Origin of the sequence: Albidovulum sediminis (genome assembly GCF_025380365.1) — a bacterium.
GTDB classification, from domain to species: Bacteria; Pseudomonadota; Alphaproteobacteria; order Rhodobacterales; family Rhodobacteraceae; genus Albidovulum; species Albidovulum sediminis.
The window spans coordinates 254,359-271,737 of sequence record NZ_JAOCQF010000001.1 but is presented as its reverse complement, the minus strand read 5'-3'; the positions used below and the strand labels follow the sequence as shown (position 1 = coordinate 271,737).

Below are 17,379 nucleotides of genomic sequence, written 5' to 3'. Positions count from 1 at the left end.
CCTACTGCGCCGCCTTCAGGTCCTGCCAGAGCTTCAGATACGCCTCCCGGTCGGCGTCGGAGACGGGCTGCATGAACTGGACCTTGGCGACAACCGCCGGGTCGCCCAGGACCGCGCGGTTGAAGCTGGTTTCCGGCAGCGCCGCCGCAGCCTTGGTGTTCGAGGTGGCGGGCGCCCCGTCGGGTTCCCATTTCACGTAGAACTCCGGGTCCACCATCCAGTCGATGAAGGCATGCGCGGCGTCCTGATGGGTCGAACTGGCCGGGATCGACAGCCCGTCGAGCCAGCCGATCGCGCCTTCCTCGGGCACCACGAAGGCGACCGGCAGGCCCGCCGCCTGCGACCGCGCGGCCGAGCCCGACCAATAGGTGGCAACCGCGAAATCGCCCGCCGACATGAACTGGTTCCAGTCGTTCTCCGAACTCCAGAAGGTGGTGATCTGCGGCATCAGGGCGGCCAGCTTTTCCTTCACCGCCTCCATGTCGGTGATCGCGTTGATGTTCTGCCCGGTCGCCATCGCGGCGAACTGCACCGCCTCCAGCCCGTCGTCGCGGATCGAGACGCGCCCGGTCCAGGCCGGGTCCCAGAGCACCGAGAGAGAGGTCGGCAATTCGGCGAAATCGTTGGTGTTGACGGCGATGGAGGTCAGGCCCCAGGTCCAGGGCACGCCGTGGAGCGCGCCGGCCGGATTGAGATCCGCGTTGCCGGTCAGGCCGGGGTCGAGATCGGCGAAGTTGGTGATCTTCGCGGTGTCGATCGGGGCGATCAGCCCCTCGGCCTGGGCCTGCGCGGTATAGGCGGAGTTGATCAGCACCACGTCATAGGCGCCGGGGTTGGTCCTGAGCTTGGTCAGCATCTCCTGTTCGGAGGTGAAGTATTCGTGCACGACCGTGTGCCCGGTCTGCTCGGTAAAGGCCGCGAGCGCCCAGTCGAGGTCGGTGCCGTAGCCTTGCCAGTTCAGCACCCGGATCTCGTCGGCGCTCGCGCCCTGCGCGGCCAGGATCAGGGCGGATGTCAAAAGCAGCTTTCTCATGTGTTCCTCCTTGTCGTTGCGGTGGCTTGTCTGGGGGTGGTCGCGGGCGCTGCGGGCGGGGTGCCCGTCGCCGCCAGGACCGTGGTCAGGTCGGGGGCCGTGGACGGCCCTTCTGTCGTTGTCGAAAGCGCCGCGCAGATATTGGCGAGATGCGCGGCCCGCTCCGGGGTGTCCCCGACCAGCAGGCGGGCGATGAAGGCGCCGGTGTGGGCGTCGCCCGCGCCGTTGGTGTCGATGGCCCGGACGGGGAAACCGGGCAGATGGCGGGCCGGTGCGCCCGCCAGCGCGATGTGGCAACCGTTGGCGCCATCGCGCAGGATCGCGCCTCCCCCCGCCGGGCGGCCCTGTGCCAGCGCGGCAGCCATGGCGCCGGGATCGATAAGGCCGGTCAGCGCAGCCCCCTCCTCCCGGTTCGCGGTGATCCAGTGCGCCGCCGAAAGCGCCGCCTGCCGCGCCGCCTCGGGGATCGCCGCGATCACCGGGCTCGGGTCGAAGACCAGCCGCGGCGGCCGCGTGGCAAGCCAGCGGACCAGCGCCGCACGGCTGCCGGCATAGTGGAGCGCGTAGCCCGACAGCAGGAGCCAGTCCTCCGCCCCCGGCGTGACTCGCGCCAGGTCGGCGTCGGTCAGCACCCCGTCTGCCCCCTCGGCGGCGATGAAGCTGCGCTCACCGCCCCTGTCGATCAGCACCGTGCAAAGCCCCTGGTCGCACCCGGAAAGCCGGGCGCCGATCTGCGCGATCCCCTCGCGCGCAAGGGCCGCCGCGGCGATGTCGGCGAAGGGGCCGGTGCCCAGCGTCCCGGCATGCGCGACCGCGGCCCCCATGCGCCGCGCCGCGACCATCGCGTTGAAGCCGCCGCCCGCCGCGATGGCAAAGCCGTGAACGATGGCCTCGGTGCCCGGCGCCGGCACGGCATCGACCCGGTAGACCAGATCGACGATGACACCGGAAACCTGGATCAGCCGCCCGGTCATGGCTGCTCCCCGCCCTGCTGCATGCGGAGAGCCAGCAAGCCGTCGACGACCGGGTCAAGGTCGAGCCGGCTTGCCGCGACCACCCGCGCGAGGCGTTCGGCCGGAAAGGCGCCGATGCCGGCACAGGCCCCCGCCATGGCACAGGCGATGGCGCCGATCGTGTCGGTATCGTCGCCGATGTTCGCCGCGATCACCGCCGCGCGCCAAGGGTCGCCCGCGGCCAGCCGCACCACCCCGAAAGCCGCCGCGACCGAGGCGCGGCTGGCGACCGAGGTGCCGATTTCCGCGGCAAGCGCCGCCTCGTCCCCCCGCAGGGCGACCTCAAGCGCCAGCGCGATGCGCCCGGCCATGTCCGCCTCGCCCACCGCCGCGCCGCAGGTGGCGCCCAGCCGCGCGGCTTCCATCGCCGCGGGAAGCGCCGCCTCGAACGTCGCCCCCTCCACGCCCTGGCTGATCACCATCGCCACCGCCGCCGCCGCCGCGATCGCCTCGCGCGTGTTGTGGGTGACGCGGCAGGCCTCGGCCACGCGCGCGACAAGGCGGGCGGGGGCGCCCGGCGGCGTCGCGATCCCCACCGGCGCGATCCGCATCGCCGCGCCGTTGGTGGTGCCGGTCCGGCCCGTCTCCTCCGCCGGCGTCCCGGCCATCAGCGCGTCGAGCGCGCGCCGCGACGAGGGCCCCAGAAGGTCGCGCAACCCGCGCGCGCGCACCCCCGCCTCCCACTCCAGAAGCGCGGCGGCCCAGGCGCGGTCGTCGAATTGGCCCTCGCCCCGCAACAGGTGGTCGGCCAGCAGAAGCGTCTGTTCGGTGTCGTCGGTCACCATCGCCGCCCCAAGCCCGTGCGAGACGGGATGATCGCGGCAGGGCGCCACGAAATCGGTGACGCGGCCGTAGGTCGCCGCGATCTCGGCGCGGGTGAAGGTCTGCGCGGGCATGCCCAGCGCATCGCCCACCGCCACCCCCGCCAGCGCCCCCATCGCCCGGTCGCGCATGTCGGCCCCGCCCGCCATCAGAAGTCGATCCTGAGGCCGAAGCGGGTTGGGTCGAGGATGCTTTCGACATATTCGAGCGTGTCGCCCTCGGCCGTGCGGGTCACCCGTTCCAGCCGCAGCATCGGCGCGCCGGCCGGCCGTGCCATGATGCCGGCATCGACGGGCGAAAGCGCGGGGATCACGCCCACCACCTCCTGCCCGCTGGCGGCGGCAAGGCCGATCGCGGCGAGTGTGGCGTTGAGCGAGCCGCCCTGCAGCCCGCCGGTCAGGATCGGCGCGAAACCGTCGCGCCAGGGCAGGCGGCTGCGTTCGAGCGAGATGCCCCAGCCGGCCTTGCGGCAGACCCGCAGGCGGTCGATCCTGAGATAGCTGCCGCCGGCCCCGAGCCGCGCCTCGGCGCGCTGGCTGCTGCCGCGCGCGATGCCCAGAAGCCGGGTCTCGACCGCGCCCTCGCCATGCGACAGCGCGACGGTCCAGCCGAGGTTCGAATCGATCGTCGTGCCGTCGTAGGTGACGAACGAGCCGATGCCGGTGCGGGTGGTGATCAGTCCCTGCCGCGCAAGGATCTCAAGCCCCCGGCGCACGGTGTTGCGGCTGACCGAGAAGCGCCGCATCAGCCCGCCTTCGCTGTCGAGCTGGTCGCCGTGAAGAAGGCGGCCATCGCGGATCTCGCGTTCGAGCGTGCGCGCGACAAGCTCCGATTTCGGCAGTCCGATTCGCGTGGACACGGGGGGCAGCCTTGGTACCTGTTCCTACCTGTACCATAATTCAGCGCCCCCCGATGTCAAAGAGGATCTGCGGAACTCAGCCGTAGCGCAGGGGCGCGGTGCGGCGCCTGAGCGCCCCGATGATCGCGGCGGCGGTCGGGTGGAGGGTGCCCGGCGTGTCGTGAAACTCCGCGACCGAGGTAAAGGTGGCAAAGGCGGTGACCAGCCGCGCCTCGATCCGGTGCGCCCCGCGGGGGCCGCTGTCGGCCATCTCGACCGTCGTGGCGGCGATCCCCGGCCCGCAGAGCGCGGCGGCGACGGCGGAGTTCAGATCGTCGGGGAACCGCAGGACCGCCTCAGCCAGGGGGCCAGCCCAGGCAGCGCCGATGCCGGGCCGTTCGGCGCGGATGTGCAGGTGGCGCGCATCCTCCGGCCGCCCGTGGCCAAGTCCCGCGACCCAGGGGGAAAAGAGCGTGATCGTGGTGCCATGGTCGCGCGCCGCGGCCATCATCTCATCCCGGAGCCCCGCGTCGGCCAGCGCCACGGCGCCGACCGTCCAGAGGTCGCAGCGTTCCAGCGCGCGCGGCCCGAAGGCGCGGAGCGCCCCCGGGCCGGCCGTGTCGATGACAAGTTCGGCGGGGGCCGCGAGGAAGGCCCCGGCGTCAGCCGTGTCGGGCGCGCCCGAGCGGCTCAGCACCCGGCCGAGCGTCAGGCCGGGCGAGGCGCGGACGAACTCCGCCACCGCCCGGCCGATCCGTCCGGCGCCGATGACGCTGACGGTCCGCGCCCCGGCCGCCATCGGCCTAGTTGGACCCGCCGACGAGCGCGTCCACCTCCTCGAGCGTGATGTAGGTGTCTTCCTGCGTGCCGGTCTCGGTGAAGCTCCAGATCACCGCGGGGGCGGAGACGTCGCCGTTCTCGTCGAAGCGGACGTTGCCGGTCGCGCCCCGGTAAAGCACCGTCCCGCCCCCGGCGAGGACATCGCGCGCGGCGGCAAAGCCCGCGGCATCGGCGGTCACCGGCGTGCCCGCCGGGTCGGTGACGCGCGCCACCGCGGCGGCGATGTCGGCGCCCTTGGCGTCCTTGCCCGCCGCCTCCATCGCCAGAAGCGCGATCATCGTGGCGTCATAGCTGTTGGCAAGCCCCGGCCCGTTCGGCTCGGCGTTGAAGCGCGCCTTGTAGCTGGCGACGAACGCATCCGCCGACGCGACCCGCGGCGAGGAGGTGTCGGTGCCCTGCGTCGATCCCAGATACTGAAGCCCGACGGCATCGCGGAACTCGTCGGACTTGAGCGAATTGGCGAGGATCATGTTCTGCGTGCCGCCGAGCGACAGCCACTCCCGCACCGCCGAAATCCCTTCGGTCGGGTAAAGCGCGAGGTAGACCGCCTCCGGCTGGCCGGCGAGCGCCTCGGTCACCTCGGCCCGGTAGGAGGGCTGGGCATCGTTGATCGCAACCGAGGCGGTCACGGTGATGCCCTGCGCCTGAAGGTGTTCGGCCACCAATTTGCCGATGTCCTGGCCCCAGTCGTCGTTCTTGTAGAGGACGGCGACGGACTTGTAGCCCTTGTCCTTCGCCACCTTGGCGCCAACCACGGCCTGCACGTTCGAGGTGGCGAAGGTGCGGAACCACAGACCCTTGGTCTTGCCTTCCTTGGCCAGCGCCGTGAACGCCCCCGAGGAGGAGCAGCAGGAGAACTGCGCCACGCCCGCGGGCACGGTGACCGAGGTCAGGATCGGCATGGAAACGCCGCTCGACACCGCGCCGATCAGCACCTGCACGCCGTCGAGGTCGACCAGCGCCTTGGCCGCGTCGACGCCGACCTTGGGATCGACCTGCGTGTCGCGCAGGATCATCTCGATCTTGCAGCCCTGCACGCCGCCGGCCTCGTTCACCTGGTCGACGACGAACTGCGCCGTTTCGGCGATGGGCTTGCCCCAGTCGACCGAGGTGGGCAGCACCGCGCCGATCTTGGTGGTGCAGTCCTGCGCAAAGGCGGCGCCCGTCAGCGCCGTGGTGGCAAGCGCCATGGCCAGCGCGAAGCGGCCGGCGCGTCTGATGGTGTGGTCTGTCATGTCATGCTCCCTGTTGTCGTGGTTTCACGGGTTGACCCGATTGCGATAGGACCAGCCGCTCTGGCAGAAGACCCTGGGGACGCCAGAGCAGCATGGCGACGATGATCGACCCGATCAGGATGTACTGAATCGAGCCGGTGTAAAGCTGCGCCTCGACCGGGGCGAAGCGCGACAGCGCCCAGCCGCTTGCCGTCCAGGCGCCCCAGATAAGGAATGCGCCCAGGGCCGCGCCACGGTTGTTGCCCGCGCCGCCCACGATCAGCATGGCCCAGATCTGGAAGGTCAGCGTCGGCAGCACGTCCTGCGGGCTGATGAAGGCGTAGAAGGTGGCGTAAAGCCCGCCCGCCAGCCCGATGATGACCGATCCGGTCACGAACGAGGTCAGCCGCACCCGCGCGGGCGCCTTGCCCAGCGACCGGGCCGCGTCCTCATCCTCGCGAATGGCGCGCAGGAGCCGGCCGAAGGGCGACCGGACCAGGCGTTCGAGGAAGAGGTAGACCGCGACCAGCAGCGTCAGGACGAGGGAGAAGAAGAAGAGGTTGTAGGCAAAGCCGTCGCCGAAAAGATCGCGCAGCGGGCGCTCGAACCCGCGGAACCCCTTGGCGCCGCCCGACAGCGCCTCGGCGTTGCGCATCACGTTCTCGAACGTCACCGCGATGCCGAAGGTGGCGATGGCCAGGTAGTCGTGCCTGAGGCGGAGCGTCAGAATCCCCACGACCCAGGCCAGCGCGCCCGCCGCCACCGCCCCGCCCGCAAGCGCCAGCGGATAGGCCAGGCCGAAGCCGCCGAGGTGATCGGCCTGCGGCGTGCCGCCGAGAATCAGCGTGCCATAGGCGCCGGCGCCGAAGAAGGCCACGACACCGCCGTTGAAAAGCCCGGTGAACCCCCATTGCAGGTTGAGCCCGAGGACCGCGATGGCCAGGATCGAGGCCACGGTGGAAAAGAAGACCGCGTAGGAGAGAAGGCCGATCATGCCCGCGCCTCGCCGAAAAGTCCGTTGGGCCGCACCAGAAGCACCGCAAGGATGATGAGGAAGGGGACCGAGGGGCTGTAGCCCGAAGGCAGCACCGCCAGCGCCAGGTTCGCCGCGATGCCGACGACGAAGCCGCCGAGGACCGCGCCGTAGACGCTGCCGATGCCGCCGACGATGGTGGCGGCGAAGACCGGCAGGACCAGGTCGCGCCCGATCATCGGGCTGATCTGGTTGGTCAGCCCGTAGAAGACCCCGGCGATGGCGGCAAGCCCGCCGCCCAGCACCCAGACAAGCGCGATCATGCGCCCGAGGTTGACACCGTTCACCTGCGCGAGCGTCGGGTTCTCCGCCACCGCGCGGAGCGCGAAGCCCAGCGTCGTGCGCGACAGCATCAGGTGCAGCGCCACCATCACCAGCAGCGCCGCGCCCAGGACGAAGACCTGATCGGGCTTGATCAGCAGCATCGGGTCGCGGCTGACCACCACGGCAAAGACGATGTCCTTGGAATAGAGATGCGTACCCAGCCCGAAGACGAGGCCCATGACGTTGCGGATGATCATCGCCACCCCGAACGAGGCGAAGACCATCGAGAGTTCCGACCCCTTCGCCCTCACCCGCCGGAACACCAGCCGGTCGATCGCGAGCGCCGAGGCGCCGGTGACGCCCACTGCGGCCACCAGCGCCAGAACCAGCGCCCAGGTCATAGACAAGGGCCCGATGCTGGCGGCCAAGGGCGGCAGGAGCGCCGAAAACACCGCGTCGAACACCAGCGCCGCATAGGCCCCGATCGAGAGCAGTTCCGCATGGCTGAAATTGGCGAACCGCAGCATGTGCATGACCAGCGTGAGCCCGATCGCGCCCAGCGACAGGACCGAACCCACGAGGATGCCGTCGACAAGGTTCTGGATCATGCCGCCCCCTTGCGCCGCGCGCCAAGGTAGATCTCCCCCACCACCGGGTCGTTCAGAAGGTCGGCCGCGGTGCCGTCGATCTGGTTCCGCCCTTCGGCCAGGATGTAGCAGTGATCGGCAAGCCGCAGCGCCTGCTTGACGTTCTGTTCCACCAGAAGAATCGTCACCCCCTGCGCGGTCAGGCCGCGGGCGCATTCCAGCACCTCCTGCGCGGCCTTGGGCGAGAGGCCTGCCGAAGGCTCGTCCATGAGGATGAGCGAGGGCCGCGATGCCAGCGCCATCGCCACCGCCAGGAACTGCCGCTGGCCGCCCGACAGCGCGCCGGCCCTGTCGTGGCGCTTGGCGGCGAGCGGGGGGAAGCGGGTGTAAAGCTCCTCAAGCCGGGCGGGGGCCTCGGCGCCGGCATGGCGCAGGGCAAGGTCGAGGTTCTGCCGGATCGTCAGCGTGCGGAAGATGTTGTCCATCTGCGGGACATAGGCGATGCCCTTGGCCCCCAGCCGGTCAGGCCGGATGCCGCCGATGTCCGCCCCGTCATGGGCGATGCGCCCCGCCGACATCGGCACCAGCCCCGCGATGGTCTTGATCAGCGTGGATTTCCCCGCCCCGTTCGGCCCGATGATCACCGTCACCGAGGCGCGGCGCACCGTCATGTCGACGCCCCTCAGGATCGGCAGGTCGGGGACATAGCCCGACACGACCCCTTCGACCCTCAGCGCGACCTCATCCATCGGCCATCGCCCCCAGATAGGCGTCGAGCAGCACCGGGTTGGCCCTGGCCTCGTCCGCCGTGCCCTGGAACACCACGCGCCCCTCGGCCAGCGCGATCACCGGGTCGCAATGGCTCATGACGAAGTCCATGTCGTGCTCGATGATGACAAAGGTCGTGCCACCCCGGTTCAACTCCTCGATCTTGTCGATCAGGATACGCGTGAGCGCGGGGTTCACCCCGGCCGCCGGTTCGTCGAGCAGGATCACCGAAGGCGCGCCCATAAGCACGCGGGCGAGCTCCAGCAGTTTCATCTGCCCGCCCGAGATCTTGCCCGCCGGATGATCGGCAAGGGGCGCGAGCGTGACGAAATCCAGCACCTCCAGCGCGCGGCGGCGGATCCGCGCCTCTTGATCGCGCACGCGGGCGGGGGCGAGGAAGGGGCCGAGGATCCCCTCGCCCCGCTGCCCCTGCGGCGCAAGCATGACGTTTTCCAGAACGCTCATTCGCGCGAAGGGGCGCGGGATCTGGAAGGTGCGGCCAAGACCCATCGCGAACAGCCGGTCGGGCGGGAGGCCCGTCACGTCCTGCCCGTTCAGCCGGACGGTTCCGGACGTGGGCTTGAGCATACCCGTCAACAGGTTGAAAAGCGTCGACTTTCCTGCCCCGTTCGGCCCGATCAGGCCGGTGATCGACCCCGCGCGGATGTCGAGCGAAACCCCGTCGACCGCCCGGAACGGGCCGAAATCGCGGGTCAGGCCTCGGATGGACAGGATCGGCTCAGCCATGGGTGGCGCCGTGGATACGGTCGTCGGGCCGTGTGTTGAGGTTGTATTTCATGATTCGCCCGTGACGCCCGCCGCGGTCGGATTCCAGCCCGTAGACCGGCCCGTTCGGCCCCGCCGCCTGCGCCAGCACCGCGCCGATCAGGGCGCGGTCCTCCGCGTCGAGCGCGACGTCGAAGACCTGCAGCGTCTTGGGCAGGTGGCGGGCATAGCGCGCGCCGACGATGGCCGCGGCCACCTGCGGCTGGTCCAGCACCCAGCGCGTCGCGACCGCGCTCAGCGACACACCATGACGCTCGCCCACGGCCTTCAGCGCCGACAAAAGCTCCTGGAACAGGCTCCATGGCCCGAATTCGTCGATGATGAGCCGGTATTTCACCAGCGACCGGTTCTCGAAGGCAAAGCCCGGATCAGGCTGGCCCAGCCAGCCTTCGGTCAGGAACCCGCCCGCGAGCGTACCGTAGCACAGAAGGTGCATGTCATGCCCCCGCGCCCAGTCGGCAAGGCCGTTCGCAGGGCGGCGGTCCAGCAGCGAATACTGCACCTGCGCCGACACGATGTCGCTGCCCGCCGCGACGAAGGGGGCGATGGCGGGCGCGTCCCAGTTGGTGATGCCGAGATGGGCGATCTTGCCCTTGTCTTGGCACCGCCGCAGCACCTGAAGTGCCGCGAGCGGGTCGCCGACCGAAAGATCCCACCAAAAGAACTGCACCAGATGCAGCCGCTCGATCCCGAGGCGGTTGAGTGAGCGGTCGACGATGGCCTCCACCTCGTCGGCACGCAGGTCGGCAAGCCGGCCGAGGTCGGGGACAAGCTTGGTGTGGACCTGCACCCGGTTCGCGATGGCGGCGCCGCGGCGGCGGCGGACATCGGCGATGAAGCTGCCGATCATCTCCTCGACACCCTTGTAGATGTCGGCGCAGTCGAAGGTGGTTATGCCGGCGTCCAGAAACGCCTCCATGTCGGCGATGGCGGCCTCGCGGTCCACCGCGCCATGGTCGCCGGCGAGCTGCCAGCCCCCCTTGATGACACGGGAAATCTCGTAGCCCGGACGCAGCCCGGCGGTTTCCACCACGGTCATTCGCCGCCCTCCTTCTGCCAGTAGGGTGTCGCGCGCGCCTCCGGCAGGCCCGTGGTCTCGGCATGGCCGAACCAGCGCCGGCCCTGCCGCGTCACCCGGAAACGGCCGCCACAATGGGGATCGGGACAGGCGATCTCGGCATCCGTCGTCATCCAGTCGTGCGCGTCCGTCGCGCGCTGCTTGGCGGGCAGCAGCGGCAGGAGTGCGGCCAGCGCATACATCGACACGCGCTGCCCCGCCTCGAACACCAGCGCCTCGCCCTCGACCCGGAAGCTTTCGCCCTCGACATGGCGGCAGACCGGCGTGCGGCCGTCGAGCACGGTTTCCACCTTCAGGTCGTAAAGCCAGAAGCCGTTTTCCCCTGCGGCGGTCACAGGCGCCCCCATTGTTATCTGTGATATTTGATCGTAGGTATGTGATCTGTGACTTGTCAATCCGCTTCTTGCGGCTAGACTGTCCCCCAACCGCCCCCGATGAGCGAACCGCCATGACCGCCCCCCGCATCGCCCGGATCGACCAGTCGAAATTGCGCGAGAACGCGTATTTCGCGCTGCGCGACGCCTTCACGCGCGGCGAATTCGCGCCCGGCGACATCGTCAGCCTGCGGGTACTGGCCGACCAGCTTGGCACCTCGATGACGCCGGTGCGCGAGGCGGTGCGCCGCCTTGTCGCCGAAGGCGCACTGGTCGATACCCCCAGCCGCACGCTGATGGTGCCCCCGTTCGACGGGCGCCGGATGGAGGATCTGAAGGCCGCGCGCCTCGCGCTCGAGGCACTGGTGCTCGACCAGGCGATGGCGCGCATGACCGATGCCTGCCTCGACGGGATGGAGGCGATCCTGGCCACCGAACCGCGTGGCGGCGATGCCATGCCCGACCTGCAGCAGAACTACGACTTCCACTTCGCCCTCTACCGCCAGAGCGGGTCGGAGGTGCTTCTGCCGCTGGTCGAGGCGCTGTGGCTGCAATACGGCGCCTATCTGAACCTGATCATCCACCACCGGGACGCTACCCGGATCGACCAGCACAAGCACCACCACGAGATCATCGCCGCCCTCAGGCGCGGCGACGGGGCCGCGGCCCACCGGGCCCTTGCCGCCGACGTGGAACGCAGCTTCCAGGTCATCGCCGCCGACCAGAAGGACAGGACACGCGCATGAACGGGACGATCGAACGGCCGGACCGCTACCGGCTTGCGCCGGGGCTGGAGATTTCGCGCGTGCTGACCGGCCTCTGGCAGGTCGCCGACATCGAGCGGAACGGCCCCGCCATCGACCCCGACCGTGGCGCCGATGCGCTGGCCGCCTATGTCGAGGCGGGATTTACCACCTTCGACATGGCCGATCACTACGGCACGTCCGAGATCATCGCCGGGCGGCTTCTGGCGCGCTACGGTGGCGGCGAGGGCCGCCCGCTCGCCTTCACCAAGTGGTGCCCCGCCCCCGGCCCGATGACGGCCGAGGTCGTGCGCGCGGGCGTGCAGGACCGGCTTGACCGGCTGGGCGTCGCCCGGGTCGACCTGCTGCAGTTCCACTGGTGGGCCTATGAACACCCCGGCTGGCTCGACGCGCTGCACGAACTGGCGGCACTGCGCGCCGAGGGGCTGATCGGGGAAATCGGCGTGACCAATTTCGACGCCGCGCACCTGCACCTCGCGCTCGCGGACGGCGTGCCGATCTGCACCAACCAGGTCTCCTTCTCGCTGGTGGACCGCCGCGCGGCGGGGCCGCTCGCCGATCTCTGCGCGCGCACGGGCGTGCGGCTTCTGGCCTATGGCACGCTTTGCGGCGGGTTCCTCTCGGAACGCTGGCTCGGCCAGCCGGAGCCGAAGGACATCGCCGACTGGTCGAAGATGAAATACAAGCGCTTCATCGACGCGGCGGGCGGCTGGGCGCCTTTCCAGGGCATACTTTCGGCGGCGGCCCAGATTGCGCGCAAGCATGGCGTCTCGCTCTCCAACGTGGCGACGCGCTGGGTGCTGGAGCAGACCGGAGTGGCCGGCACGATCGTCGGCGCGCGGCTTGGCGAAAGCGAGCACCGGGCCGACAACCTGCGCCCGTTCTCCTTCGCGCTCGACGCCGAGGATACCGCGCGCCTGGACGAGGCCTTTGCCGCGACCCGGCCCATCCCCGGCGACTGCGGCGACGAATACCGCAAGCCGCCGTTCCTGACCGCCTCGGGCGATCTCAGCCACCACCTCGACACCATGCCGCTGGCCTGCCAGACCGCGCCGGTGCCGCACCGCGAAGACGCCACCCGCGTCGCCTCGGGGTCGGAGTGGGAGGAGATCGCCGGCTACTGCCGCGCACAGCGCATCGGCGACCGCATCCTGGTCTCGGGCACCACGGCGACGGCGGGTGCCAGCCGCCCGGTCGCGCCGGGCGACGCGGCGGCACAGACCACCTTCATCCTCGACAAGATCCTCGCCGCCCTGATGGCGCTTGGCGCCGGCGCCGAGGACGTGATCCGCACCCGCATCTTCGTGACCGACGCGGCCGACGCGCTGGCGGTGTCGCGCGCCCATGGCCGCGTCTTCGGCGCCATCAAACCCGCCAACACGCTGGTCGTCATCGCGGGCCTGATCGGCGACTACAAGGTGGAGATCGAGGCCGAGGCGCTGCTGCGCGCGCCCTCCTGAGACGCCGGGCATTGCCGCCCCCGCGCAGCCCCGCTATGCCTTGGCGGATGAGTCCGCCAAGGTCCGCCCATGCCGCGCATCGCCCGCATCGAAACCTTCCATGACGAGTTCGTCTGCTTCGTCCGCGTCACCGCCGACGATGGCGCCTTCGGCTGGGGTCAGACCTCGACCTACAACGCCGACATCACCGCGCAGGTCTTCCACCGCCAGGTGGTGCCCTGGGCGCTGGGCGCGGAGGCGGGCGACATCGCCGGGCTGGTCGGCCTGATCGAACGGCGCGAACACAAGTATCCGGGCAGCTACCGTTGCCGCGCGCTGGCGGGCCTCGATACCGCGCTCTGGGACATGGCGGGACGGCGGGCGGGAAAGCCGGTCGCCAGCCTGATCGGCGGCGGGCCGGGCCGCGTGCGCGCCTACGCCAGTTCGATGAAGCGCGACATCACCCCGAAGGACGAGGCCGAACGGCTGGTGCGGCTTTGCGCCGAACAGGGCTTCACCGCCGCCAAGTGGCGCATCGGCGCGGAATGTGGCGCTGATGTGGACGAATGGCCCGGCCGGACGGAAGAGATCATCCCCACCCTCGCCCGCGCGCTTGGTGACGGGATCGACAAGCTGGTGGACGCCAATTCCGGCTTTTCCGTCCCGCGCGCGATCGAGGTCGGCCGGATGCTCGCCGACAACGGGATCGGGCACTACGAGGAACCCGTGCCCTACTGGGATCTCGAGGCAACCCGCGCGGTGACCGAGGCTGTGGCCATCGACGTGACCGGGGGCGAGCAGGACTGGGACATGGGCACCTGGCGCCGCATGATCGACATGCGCGCGGTCGACATCGTCCAGCCCGACGTGATGTACATGGGCGGCCTTGCCCGCACGCTGGAGGTGGCGCGCATGGCCGCTGCTGCCGGCCTTCCCTGCACGCCGCACGCGGCAAACCTGTCGCTGGTGACGATCTGCACCATGCACCTTCTGGCCGCGATCCCGAACGCGGGCAAGTATCTGGAACTGTCGATCGAGGGCGATGACTACTATCCCTGGCAGCGCGACCTGTTCTTGGGCCGGCCCTTCGCGGTGACGGACGGGCATGTGACCGTGCCCGACGCGCCGGGCTGGGGAGTGGAGATCAACCCGGCCTGGCTGGAGCGTGCAACCCGCACCGAAGCCGCGCTGGACAGCTTCCGCCCCAGCGCCTACGGCGCGCTTTACCACAAGCCCCCCGCAGCCTGAGAGGCGTGCAGCCTGAGGGGCGTGCTCACCGCCCCTCGCCCGTCTCCGACAGCGTCCCGATGAAGCGCGAGAACAGCTCCCCCTGGGATCGGATTCGCAGCTTGGCGTAAAGGTTGCGCCGGTGGATGCGCACCGTCCCCGGCGAGATGCCGAGGATGCGGCCCACCGCGTCCGCCGAGTGGCCCTTGAGCGTGTACTCCGCGACCGCCCGTTCGCGCGGGGTCAGCGTGCCTTCGCCGAAGTTCAGGAACGCCGCCTCGACGCTGTCGTGCATGCGCGGCCCCGGCGCCGCATCCGTGCGCGCCTCGGACGGGGGGTGCAGGTCGTGCCAGTGCTGACGGCAGGCGGCGCTGACGATCGGCAGGTACTGGCGGAAATCTCGGATCTCGCGGGCCGAGAACGCCTTCTTCGCCCGCATCAGGGATACCACCACCGTCGCCCCGCCGGCCACATCGACGAAATAGCCCGCCTCCTCCGCCAGGCCGGTCTGGACGTAGTAGTTGCGGAAGTACTCGCCCTGGTAGAACCGGTCAGGCGCCAGATCGCGCATGCGGTAGAACCCGGCCGCGACGGACTGGGTGCTGGCCAGGTAGAACGGGTCGAGAAGATAGGGCCCTTCCTGGTAATCCTGCACGAAGACACGCCGCTTTCCCTTTGGAAAATCGTCGAAAAGGTCAAGCGGCCGTGCAGACCCCCGATAGCCGAAGATGACCGTGTAGTCATAGGCGGCGATCCCCCGCAGCGCCTCGGACAGGCGGCGCGGAAACTCCGCACGCCCGATGGCGGCGACCACGTGGCCGGTCGGTTCGAGCCAGTCCTTCACGCCTTCCCCCCGTCGCACGGATCAGGAAATACCCAATTCGGGATATATACAGGATATCGCAAATTTCTTACAGTTTTTGCGATAACGGGTGTATGTACCCGACAGGGAAAAGAAGTCAAATAATGAGCGAAGCGGCATACGCACCGCCATCCGCCGAACCCGCCGCGCATCCCATCGCGGAATTCCGGGGCGTGTCGAAGCGATTCGGCGAGGTCCTTGCCGCCGATGACCTGAACCTGTCGATCCGGACCGGGGAATTCCTGTCCTTCCTCGGCCCCTCGGGCTGCGGCAAGACCACCGCGCTGCGCATGCTGGCGGGGTTCGAGAGCCCGACCTCGGGCGAGGTGTTCCTGGATGGCGAGGTGGTGAACGACCTGGCCCCCTACCGCCGCCCGGTCAACATGGTGTTTCAGCACTACGCCCTGTTCCCCCACCTGACCGTCGCGCAGAACATCGGCTACGGCCTGCGTCAGCGTCGCCCGAAGCCGCCCCGCGACGAGATCGCGCGCAAGGTCCGCGCCGCGCTGGAGATCGTGCGACTGGAGGGGTTCGAGAACCGCCGCATCTGGGAAATGTCGGGTGGCCAGCAGCAGCGCGTGGCGCTCGCCCGCGCCATCGTGAACGAACCGAAGCTGCTGCTTCTGGACGAACCGATGGCGGCACTCGACCGCAAGCTGCGCAAGGAAATGCAGATCGAGTTGCAAAACATCCAGCGCCGCCTCGGCATCACCTTCATCCTCGTCACCCACGACCAGGAAGAGGCGCTGTCGATGAGCGACCGGATCTGCATCATGCGGGACGGCCGCATCGTCCAGACCGGAACCCCGCGCGAGCTTTATGACCAGCCGCGCAACCGCTATGTCGCGGGGTTCGTCGGCACCTCGAACTTCTTCGACGGTGTGGTGGAGCGCGCCGATGCCTACCGCGCACGCGTGACGCTCGGCTGCGGCATCGCACTCGAGGGTCGCGTGCTCGCCCCGGTCGCGGCCGGACAGGCGGTTTCGGTCAGTGTCCGACCGGAGCAGATCCGCCTCGCCCGCACCGCGACCGGCGGCGAGACCGGCTGGGAGGTGACGATCCTGAACCGGATCTTCCTGGGTGAGCATACCGAGTATCTGGTGAAGCACGACGGTCTTGGCGAATTCATGGTGCTGACGCCAAGACAGGCGGAATTGAGCGACGGACCGTTCAATGCCGGCGAGCGTCTGACGGCCTCCTGGGAGGCCACAAGCGCGCTCGTCCTCGACAACGATCAGGCACCGCAAGCCAACTGACGGGGAAAGCCATGACCAAGGACAAAGACTACATCTCCAAGCGCGCGTTCATGGAAGAGCTTGATCGCTACAGACGCGGCTCGGTCACGCGCCGCCACTTCCTGGGCGTCACAGGGCTTGGCACCGCGACCGCGGTCCTGGCCGCAAGCGTGCCCGCGCTGCGCCCGCGCCGGTCCTGGGCACAGGGCAACATCGGCGACCGCGTCGTGCTCGCGACCTGGCCCAACTACCACGACCCCGCCAACTTCGAGGCCTTCACCGCGGCGACCGGCGCGGCGGTGGACATGAACGTCTTCGGCTCGAACGAGGAAATGCTGGCCAAGCTTCAGGCCGGCGGTTCCGGCTGGGACGTCTTCGTGCCGACGAACTACACTATCACCACCTATGTCGGCGAAAGCCTGATCGAGCCCTTGGACCTGGCGCGGATCCCGAACTACGACGCCGCCGCCTTCGACCCGCGCTTTGCCGGGCCGGGCACCGTGGACGGAACCGTCTACGCGGTGCCAAAGAACTGGGGCACGACCGGATTTGCCGTCAACACCGCCAACCTGGGCGGCCTGCCCAAGCCCACCACCTGGAAGGAATTCTGGGACATCACGCGCGATGCCTTCTCGGGCCGCACGATGGTGCATGACTACCAGCTGACCACCATCGGCAACGCGCTGAAATACTTCGGCTATTCCTTCAACTCGGTCGATACCGCCGAACTGGCCGAGGCGGAGAAACTGCTGCTCGACGCCAAGCCGCATCTCTTCGCGATCAACTCCGACTACCAGCCCTCGATGCGCTCTGGCGATGCCTGGATGACGATCTGCTGGACCGGTGACGGCAAGCAGATGAACCGCGACATGCCCGAGATCGAATATGTCCTCGGCAAGGAGGGTGGCGAGCTCTGGTCGGACTTCTACGCCATCCCGAAGGGGGCGCCGCACCTCGACGCCGCCTATGCGCTGATCGACTTCCTGCTCGACCCGGCGGTGAACGCCAAGGAATCGCTCTTCCACGGCTATCCGACGCCGGACAAGCGGGTGGACGCGCTGATGCCGGCCGAGGTCCTGAACGATCCGATCCTCTACCCGGCGGCGGAACTTCTCGACGCGCTCGAATTCGGCGCGGCCGTCACCCTGACCGACCCGAACCGCGCCGAACTGATGGCGCGCTTCAAGTCGGCCTGAGCGAAA

General features: G+C 69.4%; 18 protein-coding genes. 5 read left to right on the top strand and 13 right to left on the bottom strand.

Going from position 1 to position 17,379, the window contains the following annotated elements; all coding sequences use genetic code 11:
• Position 1 precedes the first annotated feature (1 nt).
• The 12 genes from N5I32_RS01305 to N5I32_RS01250 all read right to left on the bottom strand — a co-directional run bounded on the left by N5I32_RS01305 (position 2) and on the right by N5I32_RS01250 (position 10,611).
• Positions 2-1,033: an ABC transporter substrate-binding protein gene (locus N5I32_RS01305; protein ID WP_261493589.1), complete on the bottom strand. Its 1,032-nt coding sequence runs from the start codon at positions 1,031-1,033 to the stop codon at positions 2-4.
• Entirely contained in the window at positions 1,030-2,007 is a 978-nt protein-coding gene (locus N5I32_RS01300) for a PfkB family carbohydrate kinase (protein ID WP_261493588.1), read from the bottom strand. Before N5I32_RS01300 ends, N5I32_RS01305 begins: the two co-directional genes overlap by 4 nt.
• Entirely contained in the window at positions 2,004-3,017 is a 1,014-nt protein-coding gene (locus N5I32_RS01295) for an ADP-ribosylglycohydrolase family protein (protein WP_261493587.1), read from the bottom strand. Before N5I32_RS01295 ends, N5I32_RS01300 begins: the two co-directional genes overlap by 4 nt.
• The gene (locus tag N5I32_RS01290; protein WP_261493586.1) at positions 3,017-3,727 is read right to left on the bottom strand and encodes a GntR family transcriptional regulator; all 711 of its coding nucleotides are present in this window, start codon (positions 3,725-3,727) and stop codon (positions 3,017-3,019) included. The genes N5I32_RS01295 and N5I32_RS01290 overlap by 1 nt, the downstream gene beginning before the upstream one ends.
• Before the next feature lie 76 nt (positions 3,728-3,803).
• Positions 3,804-4,505: a DUF108 domain-containing protein gene (locus N5I32_RS01285; RefSeq protein ID WP_261493585.1), complete on the bottom strand. Its 702-nt coding sequence runs from the start codon at positions 4,503-4,505 to the stop codon at positions 3,804-3,806.
• 4 nt (positions 4,506-4,509) lie between these two features.
• On the bottom strand, positions 4,510-5,781 hold the full coding sequence (locus N5I32_RS01280) for an ABC transporter substrate-binding protein (RefSeq protein WP_261493584.1): 1,272 nt from the start codon (positions 5,779-5,781) through the stop codon (positions 4,510-4,512).
• A gap of 1 nt (position 5,782) precedes the next feature.
• On the bottom strand, positions 5,783-6,754 hold the full coding sequence (locus tag N5I32_RS01275) for a branched-chain amino acid ABC transporter permease (RefSeq protein ID WP_261493583.1): 972 nt from the start codon (positions 6,752-6,754) through the stop codon (positions 5,783-5,785).
• Positions 6,751-7,665 carry a branched-chain amino acid ABC transporter permease gene (locus N5I32_RS01270; protein WP_261493582.1) on the bottom strand — a complete coding sequence of 305 codons (915 nt, stop codon included), beginning with the start codon at positions 7,663-7,665 and terminating at the stop codon, positions 6,751-6,753. Before N5I32_RS01270 ends, N5I32_RS01275 begins: the two co-directional genes overlap by 4 nt.
• Complete coding sequence (locus N5I32_RS01265; RefSeq protein WP_261493581.1) at positions 7,662-8,393, bottom strand: ABC transporter ATP-binding protein; 732 nt, start codon at positions 8,391-8,393, stop codon at positions 7,662-7,664. The genes N5I32_RS01270 and N5I32_RS01265 overlap by 4 nt, the downstream gene beginning before the upstream one ends.
• Entirely contained in the window at positions 8,386-9,159 is a 774-nt protein-coding gene (locus N5I32_RS01260) for an ABC transporter ATP-binding protein (protein ID WP_261493580.1), read from the bottom strand. Before N5I32_RS01260 ends, N5I32_RS01265 begins: the two co-directional genes overlap by 8 nt.
• On the bottom strand, positions 9,152-10,237 hold the full coding sequence (locus tag N5I32_RS01255) for an aldo/keto reductase (protein ID WP_261493579.1): 1,086 nt from the start codon (positions 10,235-10,237) through the stop codon (positions 9,152-9,154). Before N5I32_RS01255 ends, N5I32_RS01260 begins: the two co-directional genes overlap by 8 nt.
• Positions 10,234-10,611 carry a TIGR04076 family protein gene (locus tag N5I32_RS01250; RefSeq protein ID WP_261493578.1) on the bottom strand — a complete coding sequence of 126 codons (378 nt, stop codon included), beginning with the start codon at positions 10,609-10,611 and terminating at the stop codon, positions 10,234-10,236. The genes N5I32_RS01255 and N5I32_RS01250 overlap by 4 nt, the downstream gene beginning before the upstream one ends.
• Positions 10,612-10,724: 113 nt before the next feature.
• Here N5I32_RS01250 and N5I32_RS01245 point away from each other — a divergent pair, with 113 nt between their 5' ends.
• From N5I32_RS01245 to N5I32_RS01235, 3 genes are all read left to right on the top strand, one after another.
• Positions 10,725-11,396 carry a GntR family transcriptional regulator gene (locus N5I32_RS01245; RefSeq protein WP_261493577.1) on the top strand — a complete coding sequence of 224 codons (672 nt, stop codon included), beginning with the start codon at positions 10,725-10,727 and terminating at the stop codon, positions 11,394-11,396.
• The gene (locus N5I32_RS01240) at positions 11,393-12,874 is read left to right on the top strand and encodes an aldo/keto reductase (RefSeq protein ID WP_261493576.1); all 1,482 of its coding nucleotides are present in this window, start codon (positions 11,393-11,395) and stop codon (positions 12,872-12,874) included. The genes N5I32_RS01245 and N5I32_RS01240 overlap by 4 nt, the downstream gene beginning before the upstream one ends.
• Before the next feature lie 69 nt (positions 12,875-12,943).
• Entirely contained in the window at positions 12,944-14,101 is a 1,158-nt protein-coding gene (locus tag N5I32_RS01235) for a mandelate racemase/muconate lactonizing enzyme family protein (RefSeq protein ID WP_261493575.1), read from the top strand.
• A 25-nt stretch (positions 14,102-14,126) separates the two neighbouring features.
• Here N5I32_RS01235 and N5I32_RS21305 read toward each other — a convergent pair whose 3' ends face one another.
• Positions 14,127-14,924 (bottom strand): helix-turn-helix transcriptional regulator, encoded by a 798-nt coding sequence (locus tag N5I32_RS21305; protein WP_261493574.1) that lies wholly within the window; start codon positions 14,922-14,924, stop codon positions 14,127-14,129.
• A 122-nt stretch (positions 14,925-15,046) separates the two neighbouring features.
• Between N5I32_RS21305 and N5I32_RS01225 the strand changes: the two genes are divergently transcribed.
• Both N5I32_RS01225 and N5I32_RS01220 read left to right on the top strand, forming a co-directional pair.
• Complete coding sequence (locus tag N5I32_RS01225) at positions 15,047-16,198, top strand: ABC transporter ATP-binding protein (RefSeq protein ID WP_261493573.1); 1,152 nt, start codon at positions 15,047-15,049, stop codon at positions 16,196-16,198.
• A gap of 11 nt (positions 16,199-16,209) precedes the next feature.
• Entirely contained in the window at positions 16,210-17,373 is a 1,164-nt protein-coding gene (locus tag N5I32_RS01220; RefSeq protein WP_261493572.1) for an ABC transporter substrate-binding protein, read from the top strand.
• The last annotated feature ends 6 nt before the right edge of the window (positions 17,374-17,379 follow it).

Coding starts and splice junctions, on each gene's coding strand:
- N5I32_RS01305 (WP_261493589.1), bottom strand. CDS start 1,033: ATGAGAAAGCTGCTTTTGACATCCGCCCTGATCCTGGCCGCGCAGGGC.
- N5I32_RS01300 (WP_261493588.1), bottom strand. CDS start 2,007: ATGACCGGGCGGCTGATCCAGGTTTCCGGTGTCATCGTCGATCTGGTC.
- N5I32_RS01295 (WP_261493587.1), bottom strand. CDS start 3,017: ATGGCGGGCGGGGCCGACATGCGCGACCGGGCGATGGGGGCGCTGGCG.
- N5I32_RS01285 (WP_261493585.1), bottom strand. CDS start 4,505: ATGGCGGCCGGGGCGCGGACCGTCAGCGTCATCGGCGCCGGACGGATC.
- N5I32_RS01280 (WP_261493584.1), bottom strand. CDS start 5,781: ATGACAGACCACACCATCAGACGCGCCGGCCGCTTCGCGCTGGCCATG.
- N5I32_RS01275 (WP_261493583.1), bottom strand. CDS start 6,754: ATGATCGGCCTTCTCTCCTACGCGGTCTTCTTTTCCACCGTGGCCTCG.
- N5I32_RS01270 (WP_261493582.1), bottom strand. CDS start 7,665: ATGATCCAGAACCTTGTCGACGGCATCCTCGTGGGTTCGGTCCTGTCG.
- N5I32_RS01265 (WP_261493581.1), bottom strand. CDS start 8,393: ATGGATGAGGTCGCGCTGAGGGTCGAAGGGGTCGTGTCGGGCTATGTC.
- N5I32_RS01260 (WP_261493580.1), bottom strand. CDS start 9,159: ATGGCTGAGCCGATCCTGTCCATCCGAGGCCTGACCCGCGATTTCGGC.
- N5I32_RS01255 (WP_261493579.1), bottom strand. CDS start 10,237: ATGACCGTGGTGGAAACCGCCGGGCTGCGTCCGGGCTACGAGATTTCC.
- N5I32_RS01245 (WP_261493577.1), top strand. CDS start 10,725: ATGACCGCCCCCCGCATCGCCCGGATCGACCAGTCGAAATTGCGCGAG.
- N5I32_RS01240 (WP_261493576.1), top strand. CDS start 11,393: ATGAACGGGACGATCGAACGGCCGGACCGCTACCGGCTTGCGCCGGGG.
- N5I32_RS01235 (WP_261493575.1), top strand. CDS start 12,944: ATGCCGCGCATCGCCCGCATCGAAACCTTCCATGACGAGTTCGTCTGC.
- N5I32_RS01225 (WP_261493573.1), top strand. CDS start 15,047: ATGAGCGAAGCGGCATACGCACCGCCATCCGCCGAACCCGCCGCGCAT.
- N5I32_RS01220 (WP_261493572.1), top strand. CDS start 16,210: ATGACCAAGGACAAAGACTACATCTCCAAGCGCGCGTTCATGGAAGAG.